The 10,963-nt window shown below is 50.5% G+C and carries 7 protein-coding genes and 1 tRNA gene; 2 read left to right on the top strand and 6 right to left on the bottom strand.

From position 1 onward, the window contains the following. From pdxR to AQR02_RS04760, 4 genes are all read right to left on the bottom strand, one after another. Positions 1–1,359, bottom strand: a 1,359-nt coding sequence (gene pdxR, locus AQR02_RS04775) for a MocR-like pyridoxine biosynthesis transcription factor PdxR (RefSeq protein WP_082451640.1), incomplete at its 3' end; no start/stop codon positions are given. Positions 1,360–1,408: 49 nt separating this feature from the next. Next, positions 1,409–1,708 (bottom strand): AzlD domain-containing protein, encoded by a 300-nt coding sequence (locus AQR02_RS04770; protein ID WP_054939599.1) that lies wholly within the window; start codon positions 1,706–1,708, stop codon positions 1,409–1,411. Then, positions 1,705–2,427, bottom strand: a complete 723-nt coding sequence (locus AQR02_RS04765) for an AzlC family ABC transporter permease (RefSeq protein ID WP_209444124.1) — start codon at positions 2,425–2,427, stop codon at positions 1,705–1,707. Before AQR02_RS04765 ends, AQR02_RS04770 begins: the two co-directional genes overlap by 4 nt. Then, on the bottom strand, positions 2,387–3,208 hold the full coding sequence (locus tag AQR02_RS04760; protein WP_054939597.1) for a B3/B4 domain-containing protein: 822 nt from the start codon (positions 3,206–3,208) through the stop codon (positions 2,387–2,389). The genes AQR02_RS04765 and AQR02_RS04760 overlap by 41 nt, the downstream gene beginning before the upstream one ends. Before the next feature lie 273 nt (positions 3,209–3,481). Between AQR02_RS04760 and AQR02_RS04755 the strand changes: the two genes are divergently transcribed. Then, positions 3,482–3,558 (top strand) — tRNA-Pro (locus AQR02_RS04755). Between the two features lie 75 nt (positions 3,559–3,633). On the opposite strand, the gene AQR02_RS04750 is transcribed toward AQR02_RS04755, so the two are convergent. Beyond that, complete coding sequence (locus AQR02_RS04750; protein WP_054939596.1) at positions 3,634–4,023, bottom strand: MerR family transcriptional regulator; 390 nt, start codon at positions 4,021–4,023, stop codon at positions 3,634–3,636. Positions 4,024–4,070: 47 nt separating this feature from the next. Here AQR02_RS04750 and AQR02_RS04745 point away from each other — a divergent pair, with 47 nt between their 5' ends. Continuing rightward, complete coding sequence (locus tag AQR02_RS04745; RefSeq protein ID WP_245237121.1) at positions 4,071–4,505, top strand: Rossmann-fold NAD(P)-binding domain-containing protein; 435 nt, start codon at positions 4,071–4,073, stop codon at positions 4,503–4,505. An 82-nt stretch (positions 4,506–4,587) separates the two neighbouring features. Here the strand turns inward: AQR02_RS04745 and AQR02_RS31045 are convergent, their stop codons facing one another. After that, a complete protein-coding gene (locus AQR02_RS31045; protein WP_082451636.1) occupies positions 4,588–10,746 on the bottom strand; it encodes an endo-1,4-beta-xylanase in 6,159 nt (2,052 codons plus the stop codon). Positions 10,747–10,963 lie beyond the last annotated feature (217 nt).

Below are 10,963 nucleotides of genomic sequence, written 5' to 3'. Positions count from 1 at the left end.
GAATGTAGGTTTTAGGGGTACAGAGTTAATAAAATAATCAGATGCGGAATATATTTTTGCTCCATACTGAAGGGCCTTCCCGGCAATCAATCTCTCATCGACCGTTGTGTCGAGCTCAACCAACATGTGTAAGCCGGCCTCGTCTCCAAAAACCTTGACCCGGTTGCCGAATTCCTGATGTAACGCATCCACCAGACTTGCTCTGCGGGTGGCATATAGTTTGCCCATTTGGCTCACATGTTTTGCGTATTGTCCTGACTGTATGAAATCTGTCAGCGCTTCCTGTTCCAGCGTAGGGGTCATCCGATCCGTAATCCATTTTATCGCCAGAAAGGGCTCTATTAAGGAAGGTGGAAGAATTGCGTAGCCAATGCGCAGTGCAGGAAACAGAATTTTACTGAAACTTCCTACATATACCACTCGGCCACAAGAATCCAGCCCTGCGAGTGCAGATACCTTTTGCCCGACATACCGGTATTCACTGTCATAATCGTCTTCAATAATGAGTGCTCCCGATCTTCTTGCCCATTCCAGAAGCTGAATTCTCCGGTTAAATGACATCGTCACACCCGTTGGGAACTGATGCGAAGGGGTTACATAGAGAAGTTTGGGAGCTCTTGCTTCAATCTCCTGAACACATATTCCTTCCTGATCTACAGGTACGGGAATAACTTCCCCCCCTGAGTAGCTGAATATTTCCCTGAGCACGTTATGGGTTGGGTCTTCAACCAGCACCTGATCACCTTTACTGAGGCAGAGTCTGGCGAGAATATCCAGAGCTTGCGTAGCGCCTGTTGTAATGACAATTTGCTCTGGCAGTGCTGGAATGGAACGGGTTGAACGCACCAAACGGGCGATCTCTTCTCTAAGTGCCATGGAGCCTTCTGCCGGGCCGTATGTAAGCATATCAGGCGTAGCCCTCCGGCATGCTTCAGTCAAAGCCCGCTGCCAACGATCCATCGGAAATACATCCCAAGCTGGAATACCATGACGGAAATCATAGGGAACCGCTGACGGAGAGGGATCAACCGATACGAAATTCGGTGCTTTGGTTGCCACTGCACAATAATCGCTCACCTCATTGCCGGGGCATGTGTCTGCACCCGCTGCATTTGCGGCAATGAATGTTCCCGCCCCCTTCCTCATCTCCAGATAACCTTCCGCTTGCAGCTGTTCATAGGCTTGAAGAACGACGCTGCGGGAAACTAGAATCTGCTCAGACAACAATCGTGTTGAGGGAACCTGATCTCCGCTTTGCAAGCATCCATTAGTGATAGCCTGTTGGATTTGCTCATACACCTGTCTGGACAAGGATGTATCCAGTGTCTTATCTATTGTGATTAACAATTCATATGCCAAGTAAAGCCCCCTCCAACCCCTATAAGGTATTTCCTCCCACTATTAATAATCACAGAATTTTTACAATAACAGCCACGGTAACAGAAGCAATAATTACGCCAAACAAAGGAACTTTTTTTATTAGCACGAGAAAAATAGCGACTACACCCGCTGCAATCCCGACCATCGGGGCCTCTTCATCCACCTGAAATATCCCGGGAATAATTAACGCGCTGAGTACGGCCAAGGGAAGATTCTCCAGAAACCAGTTTTTTCGCTCTTCAATATCTGCCTTGCGGACCAGCATCAACGGTGCATAACGAAATAAGAAGGTAATCATACCTAGTCCCAGGATCAATAATATTGTCACATGACTTCACTCCTGATCTCTTCTTCTTTGGCAGGGAATATTCCGCCTACGCATGCCCCTATGATCATGGCTGCCACTACAGTTGCAGTTCCTAACAATGGCTGCAACAACCAGGAGGAAACGGCGGCTGAGATGCAAATCGCCAGATTTCTTGTGTTACGCCGGATCTGAGGGATGACAAGTGCAATAAGCAAAGCGTAAAGGGAAGTATTCAGCGCCGGCAGAAAATCAGCGGGAATATAACCTGCGAGCATGATCCCTGCATACGTTGAGATTAGAGTGACGGCGTATGGCGGGACCTCTAGCCCCAGCAAGTAAGGAAGAGAATGATTACCTGCATCTTTGCGGTTTTTGTCTGACATCATGCTTACCGCATACACTTCTTCCGTTAGCCCGAACCCGACAAGTCCCTTGTGAAAGGGGCGTGATTTCCGGTTCAGCCTGGAAGAGAACGACATGCTTATAAAAAAGTATCTTAAATTTATGATCAGTGTTAGCAGCAGAATAATAAGTGCGGCGGTCCCCGCTGCCATCAATTTGGCAGCAATAAACTGGCTTGCTCCAGCATAGACCAAAGCGGATAGAAGGAATACTTCCAGGTCGCTTAAGGAGAGGGCTTTGCCTACAAGGCCGAAGGTGATGCATGCCGGGATATATCCTATAACAATGGGAACAGAATCAAGAATACCTTTCTTCACTTGCCTCATAGGTTCTGTCACGATCCGTGAAAACCTCCCCAGTATGTAATTCAAAGGTATGCATAGGAGAATCCTTATGAACAAAAGCCCATTCAGATCTTCCTGCTCCGGTGAAAGGCTGCAGCAATTCATTTAAAAGAAACGTGGTTGCCTCTACAAGCACTTTAGCTTCTTTATGGACGGCTTCAATCGTAAACAGTATTTGTGAGGATTCGGTGGTTGTTTTAATGTGATCACTCTGTCGCCAGTTCCAACGCCGGGAGTGTGCTCTCAATGAATGATCCGCATAAATAATCTCACCGGCTGAAGGAGACTCATATTCATCCACTTTTCCAATCGGCAAGAATTGCTCATTTCCCACAGCTCTTCTGATAACAAATTCTTGTATATCAGAGATATCACAGGATGCTATGGGTGTGCGGCATTTCAAGGATATAGCATTGCATAAATTCACGAGCGTATTGATTCGGGCCAATGCCCCCTGTTCAACTACACGTCTTATGAGAGATTCTGCAGCGCAAGGGTATCTTGCGGGCTTGACACCAAATTGACTGTACACCTTTCGCCAAGCAGCAATTGTTGGAATTTCACTAACTGTATCTTTTTGCAACCCTGAGTTTATGATTTCCTGTTCCATATGAGTGAGCAATGCATTCACTTCAGAATCCTTGTCTAAGTTTGCAATATGCGATGTGGCGATCAGCCCAACATGTAAATCCGGGGCAATGTTGAAGACATCCTCTGAAAATTCAACCTTAAACGCTCTGCTGCTCTCATCTTTCCGGGTATGGATTTGATTCATCTCGCTCCTCCTTCATTTCACTGCATTGCAGCGCTGTATGGAATATTATACCTTATATACACTTTATTTATAAATTACCAATTCTAAGCCAATGGACCATACCAATTTTCTTTTGATCCGGTACAATTGTACAAACAGAAACGGTACCGCCCCCGAATAGGACGGTACCGTTAAATAAGATTGACCCATATGATTTACAGCGCTTACTTACAGGGGTATAATGTGGATTGTTTAGAGAAATTCTGCGGTTAACAACGGGTTAACCTGTAATTACGAGACGTGGCTCAGCTTGGTAGAGCGCTTGCTTCGGGAGCAAGAGGTCGCAGGTTCAAATCCTGTCGTCTCGACCATCCTAATATGATATTAAGACAACATTCTAACGGATTAGTAATCCTGAAGGGGGTTGTCTTTTTTATGCTCGTAACCTACTCACTCTGATACACGGGCATGCCAAGCCTTAGCATTTCCTGTGCTTTTTGCGGATCGTTGATGAGCAGAGTCCGGTACTCCAGCATCCAGTTCAGGGTGGCCAGCATTTGATCGTATTCTTCCTTCTTGTGTTCAATCTCCTGTTTCTTGCCGTGAATCCACTCTATGATCTGCATGTTGCTGAGCGGACTGGTGTCGTGGTCCTCCAGCGCTTCCTTCAGTTCGGCCAGGGAACAGCCGATGGACTGGAACTTCTTGATCAGCTTCAACCGCTCGACAGCTTCGTCCGAATAGTTGCGGTAATTGTTGCTCTCCCGCCGGACATGCCGGTTATCCAGCAAGCCTTCCTTCTCATAAAAACGGATCGTATGGATCGTTAATCCCATCTTGTCCGCCAGTTCCTGAATTTTCCATCGTCTCCCTATCCCCTTCCGTGCATGGCGAAGGCGATAGTGGTTTCGTGCCGATGATGATCAACATCGCCCGGGCGAAGGGCTTCGCCGCCTACATCGGCGACGGAAGTAACCGCTGGCCGGCAGTGCACCGCCTAGATGCGGCAGTTCTGTACCGACTGGCACTGGAATCTGCCCCGGCGGGCTCGCAGCTGCTTGGCGCAGGCGATCAAGGTATTCCGCTTCGCGAAATCGCCGGGGTCATCGGTCGCCATTTAAACGTTCCGGCGGTCAGCATAACAGCTGAAGAAGCCGCCGGTCATTTCGGATTTCCTGGCGCTATTGCGGCACTCGATCTCGCAAGCCTGTACAACAACACTGCCCAGGCAAGCCCGGCAACACGGGAGCTGCTGGGCTGGAAGCCGGAGCAGCCCGGACTGCTCGCCGACCTAGAGGAGGGTCATTATTTTGCATAAGCCTCTGATATGTATTAAGAAAAAAATGAAGACCCTTTTAAATGGGCCTTCATTTTTATAAGACAGAACGATTCGATAGTACTTACAATCCCCAAATCCGGTACACAATCACGGCCGCTTCCGCACGGGTGACTGTGTCTCCCGGTGCCAGCTTGCCGTTCTTGCCGGTGACAACACCGGCTTTAACCAACAAGGATACGCTGTCCGCAGCATAAGCTGATACCTCTGATGCATCCGCGTAAGCATCCAAACTTCCGTTGCCAGAGGTTTCTTTGCCAGCTGCGGCCAGTGCGCGTGCTGCGATCACCATCATTTCCTGACGGCTGATCACGCTGCCCGGCTTGAAGCTGTTGTCTGCATAGCCGTTTACGATGCCCAGCTGCTGCGCGATAGCCAGTTCATTGCTGTAATAAGCATCTGCCGGGATATCGGTGAAGCCCGCAGCAGCTTGCCCTGTACCCTTCAGTTCAAGAGCTCTTATGAGCAGGGTGATGAAATCTGCACGCTTTACAGAAGAAGCTGGGGAGAAGCTGTTCTCAGCGGTGCCCTGAGCAATCCCCCGGGCGGCCATAGCGCCGATTGCGTCCTGAGCCCATGACAGATTTCCCAGGTCTGAGAAGCTTACCGGCTTATAGGCTACCGCATAGGTGCCGAATTGCGTGGTATGGAAAACAAGTGATCCGCTTGCCTCGTCATAGCGGCTGTTCGGAATCGCTGTCAAGCTTCCCTTACTGTCGATCTGACCTGCCACAAGTGAACCCTTGTTGCCAAGCTGTGCCGCTGCCGGTGTATAAGGAATGGAGATCTTTACAGGCACATTCGGGCTGTTCCAGGCAACAGCCTTTCCGCCGGCGGTCAGGCTCAGATCAATTACCGGGCCTTGGCCAATGACACTGCGGGCTGCCGCATCAAGATTATCCGTGGAGACTTGCTTTATACGAATGGATACATACTCAGTGTCTGCTGTAACACCGGACAGCATGTTGCTTGGAAGCTCCATCGTTCCTAGGTCTGTCTTTACCAGCAGCATGAGGTTTTGCTGCCCTTTTAAATTTTGAGCGGGCAGTTGAACTTCATAGGAGACTGCGCCTGTCTGCTTCGGCAGGTCGATTACGATATGTTTTTTACCGTCTGCTGCCGGAACAGCCTGTTCAAGCGCCTTCTTCATATGATCGCCTGAAACCGCTGCCTTTGCTGCTCCGCCTTCCGTCTTCACCGCCGGTTTGATTGTAACGATTCCGTCTTTGCTCTCAGCGGTTACTGGCTGCGGTGCAGTTACGCTGCCGCTGCCGCCGGGTAACGCTGCTGGTGTCGGTGTCGGTGTCGGTGTCGGTGTCGGTGTTGCTGTCGATGTCGGTGTTGCTGTCGGTGTTGGCGTTGGTGTTGGTTCCACAGCATCAGGTTTGCCCGTGAGTGTCAGCACGCCATACACGGAGGTGTCCTGATATCCGTTGCCCGTAATATCGTTCCAAGCGGCAACACTCTCACGGCTGCCAGCCTTGCCATCAATGATCTGGACGTCGAATCCGATCTTCTTGTCATTGGCTGGTGTGATTGCCTTAAACGGAATCTTCATTTCTACCGTGTAATTAGTGCCGGATACGTGAGTCTTCGTCTCGACACCTTCTCCGATGGACGCCGGACTGAAGGAGGTCTCGTTGTCAAAATTAACCCGGTACTGTCCATCATCCTCTTGGTAGAACGTCGTTTTGCCGTTGTTCTGATCCAGGAAAACCTCTATAGAATCCTGCTCCCATGGGTTCGTGCTCGACTTGTCCAGCTCTTCGTCGCTCACCTGTACCAGTACATACAGATAGTTATCGTCCCACAGCGTTTTGGCCGTTCCGTGAGCACCCTGCCAGGCCATCTGGTAGCGGTTGACATCCATCTCCGGCGCTTTATCCCAGATGCTGTCGGCCGTTCCATCAATAACCGGTGTACCATAGGTTGCCGTAGACACATTCGCTCCCGTTGTATCCGGAGTATGCTCCGACATGAACTTCACAGGATCGATTACCCCGAAATATGCCGGTTTGGCTTGTAAATCCTTGTCGAACAGCAGCGGGCTGTCCTCCGAACGCCAACTGTTCGCATCATTCAGTCCCCAGAAGGTAACCCGCGCAATGTTCCCGCTGTACTCCTTGTAGAGCTCCATCAGCTGAGCATAGAAATAACCTTGCGCCAACGCTTCTTTGTCAGTCACCGTGCCGTTGCTGCCGGCACCGACGTCCAGTTCGGATACGCTGACTTCTGCACCGGTTGCTATGAAGCGCTCCAGAGACAGCTTCACATTAGTCTGATTCGTATTGACGCTGTAATGCCCCTGCATGCCGATGCCGTCAATCAGCTTTTTGCCAGGATGTGTTGCGGCATACTTGTCATTAAGCTCTTTAACCATACTTGCAATAGCCGTCGCCTTGTTCTGGTTATCTTCATTGTAATCATTGTAATACAGCTTGATATCCCAATCCGGGTGCTCATCCAGCACTTCGCGTGCGGCCAGGAACGCCTGCTCTACGAAATCAGGACCAATAGACTTGTACCAAGCCGATTGGCGAAGCGCATTCTGCCAGTCCGCCGGATTCGATGGGTTATCATTCATTGCTTCATTTACGACATCCCAGGAGATGACCTTGTTGCCGAAGTGCTCCATAATCGTATTGATATGCGTCCGCATGTTTGAGAGCGCTTCTTCACGGGACAATGGAACCGCTGCTCCACTGTCATCCTTCGCCAAGTTCATCCACTCCGGTGTCTGTTGATGCCACACAAGTACATGGCCGTGAACCTGCAGGTTTTGGGATAACGCCCCGTTCACTATCTTATCGGCCGCTTCAAAGGTAAATACGCCCTTCTCTTTCTGTAAGCCGTCCGGCTTCATCGCATTCTCCGCTGTCACCACATTGTGATGCAACTTAAGCAGTTCTAGACGCTTGCCCTCCAGATCCGCCGATGAGACAGCGCTGCCGATGAGGAATTCGTCCTGATATGCTTCTTTGACCGGCGTCAGTTCTGTCTGAACCTCCGGAACCAGCGAACCCGTATTGACGAAGCTGATATCGTCGATGTAGAAGGAAGCTGTCTTACTGTCTGGTCCTTCCACATACATCGTCAGGAACTCGTTCCCCAGACTGTTATAGCGGTACGTCCCTTCAAGCTTTACCCAGCCGTCTTCAGCTTTTACGGTCTTGGAAGCGATTGAATTATAGTTTGCTCCACTTCCCTGGCCAACCTGAGTAGACAGCCGTAGCGTTGTGCTTGCAGGTTCGATTAGCTTGACCCAGGCCGTTAATCGGTACTCTTGACCTTGATCAACGTTGGTTTCTATCCGCACCATCGGGCCGTTCCAAGTATCGCTTCTTCTCTCTACCTTCAGCGCCTTAGACCCGCCAGCAGTATGGTTGGCTTCTTCCGTGACGGTCAACTGCTCCGTACCGGCTCTGCCAGTGACAGCTCCGGTCTTGCCGTCTTCAAATGTCAATCTATCAAAAGCCAATGCCGGATCGCGCGGAGTCCCAGTTTCTCCGCCACCAGAATTGTCTGATGGCTTGCCGGTCAGGGTTACGATCCCGTACACGGATGTATCCTGATATCCATTGCCCGTCGTATCGTTCCAGGCAGCAACGCTCTCGCGTGCTCCGGCTTTACCATCATTGATCTGGACGTCGAATCCGATCTTCTTGTCATTGGCTGGTGTGATTGCCTTAAACGGAATCTTCATTTCTACCGTGTAATTAGTGCCGGATACGTGAGTCTTCGTCTCGACACCTTCTCCGATAGACGCAGGACTGAAGGAGGTCTCGTTGTCGAAATTGATCCGGTACTGTCCATCGTCGTCCTGATAGAACGTTGTCTTGCCGTTGTTCTGATCCAGGAACACTTCAACCGAATCCTGCTCCCACGGGTTCGTGCTCGACTTGTCCAACTCTCCGTCGCTCACCTGTACCAGTACATACAGGTTCTTGTCATCCCACAGTGTCTTAGCCGTACCTGTTGCGCCTTGCCAGGCCATCTGGTAACGGTTGACATCCATCACTGGCGCTTTATCCCAGATGCTGTCGACCGTTCCATCGATGGCTGGCGTACCATAGGTTGCCGTAGACACATTCGCTCCCGTTGTATCCGGAGTATGCTCCGAGATGAACTTCGCAGGATCGATTACCCCGTAGTATGCCGGTTTGGCTTGCAAATCCTTGTCGAACAACAGCGGATTCTTCTCCGCTCGCCAGCTCGTCGCATCATCCATTCCCCAGAACGTGATACGTGCAATATCAGCCTTATGTTCGGTGTACAGCTGCATCAGCTGCGCGTACAGATAGGCTTGCGCCTCTGCTTCCTTATCCGTCAGCGTGTAGCTGCTGCCCGCCTGTATGTCCAGCTCCGAGACACTGATCTCCGCGCCTGTGGCGATGAATTTGTCCAGAGACAGCTTCACATTAGCCGGATTCGTATTGATTCCGTAGTGCCCCTGCATGCCAATGCCGTCGATCAACTTCTTGCCGGGATGAGCGGCGGCATACTTGTCATTAAGCTCTTGAACCATACTGGCGATTGCCGTCGCCTTGTTCTGGTTGTCTTCGTTATAATCATTATAATACAGCTTGATATCCCATTCTGGGTGCTCATCCAGCACTTCGCGTGCGGCCAGGAACGCCTGCTCCAAATAGTCTGAACCGATGGCGTTGTACCACGGGGACTGGCGCAGCGCGTTCTCCCAATCGGTCGGATTTGGCGGATTATCGTTCATGGCTTCGTTCACAACATCCCAGGAAATTACCTTATCCCCGAAATGCTCCATGACCGTTTGGATATGGGTCCGCAAATTGACGAGCGCCTCCTCCCGCCCCAGTGCAGTCGTTTTCCCTTCGGCATCTGTTACCGTATTCATCCACGCCGGTGACTGCTGATGCCATACCAGCACGTGCCCGTGCATCTGCATCCCTTCAGCCAGAACCTTGTTCACCATGGCATCCGCGGCGTCAAAGGTAAAATTCCCCTTTGTCGGCTGCAGCGCATCCGGTTTCATGGCATTGCCGGCGGTAGCGACGTTGTGATGCATATTGAGCAGCTCCAGCCGGACCCCTTCCAGATCCTCCGCGGTAATTGCATTGCCGATCAGAAAATCGTTCTGATAAGCAGCCTTTACAGGAAGCAGATCCTTTTGGATGGCAACAGGGCCAGTGCCGGTCGGCTCAAAGCTGATGTCGTCCATATAAAAGGAGGCTGCAGCGTTGTTGGAACTTTCAATATAGATCGTCAGATATTCGCCGCCCACACTATTATAGCGGTAGCTTCCCTCAAATTTCACCCAGCCGTCGGCGGTATTAATGGTCTTAGGGGAAAGCGCCACATAATTGGCACTGCTTCCGTTGCCAACCTGCGTAGACAGCTGGAGCTGCGAGCTTGCCGGGTCAATCAGCTTCACCCACGCTGAAATCTTATATTCACTGCCCTTATCCACATATTTCTCTACACGCAGTGAAGGTCCGTGCCAGGTTGAGGTTCTGCCTTCCACCTTCAGCGCATAGGAGCCCTCTCCGGTATGATTGTCTTCATTCGTGATACTCAGCGTTTCAGTTCCAGCTCTGCCTATGAAGCCGCCTGCAGTCTGATCTTCAAAGGTAATTGTGCTGAACGGTAATGCCGGTTCTCTTGCCGGCTCTTCTCCAACATCCGTAATTACCTGCTCGGTAAAAAGAATGTCTCCAATATAGAACGGCACAGCTGCTCCCGCCTCATTGGAATTAATACGCATGGCTTGGTCTTTGGTGGTGTCCACCGTAAATTCCTTAGTCAGGGTAACGGCTTTCCCGGCTTCATAAGCCACTTCTACATAATTCCCATAGCTGTTCACGGTTTGAAGCGACGCCTTTGCAGCTGCAGGTAAAGTCACATTAGCATCAACATACACTATGGCAGTTACAGTATACGTTTTCCCGTTTTCGAGACCGAGATCACTGAACTTGAAATCCGCCGCATCCCAGTTGTTCACTCTGTTATTTACGTATAAAGCCGCACCGTCGGCATTGCCGTCAAAAACTTTGCCGGTGACTGCCGCAAGATTTACCCCTCCTGAGTTGACTGCTTTTCCTGCCCCGCCCGCAAAGGTTTCATGATAAACCGTCCGGGTCTCTTCCTGGCCCGTTTCAGCTGCCCGGGCAACCGGAGCAATCCTGCCTAACGGAAGCAGCAGACTGGCCGCCAATACGGCGGAGAAAATTTTTTTAACCATTCTACTCATGCATTGCACTCCTCTGTTATACATTTTGGGTCAACAATTAAGCGCTTACAAGTTCAGGAACACAGCCCCCTTTCTCCATGCAAATCGTAGCATAATCACAAAAGTGCGTCTTTCTCAGAATTAAAGGTATTACCGTACTTTTTATATATCATTTCGTGGGATCTACCTCGGACATACAAATAGCCAGTCACCATTCGTTCTGGCAACTGGCTGGGTA

It is taken from the genome of Paenibacillus ihuae, assembly GCF_001368795.1.
In the GTDB taxonomy this organism is placed as follows: Bacteria; Bacillota; Bacilli; order Paenibacillales; family Paenibacillaceae; genus Paenibacillus_AQ; species Paenibacillus_AQ ihuae.
Note: the sequence above shows the minus strand (reverse complement) of the source record. Positions and strands in the feature narration are given on the sequence as shown.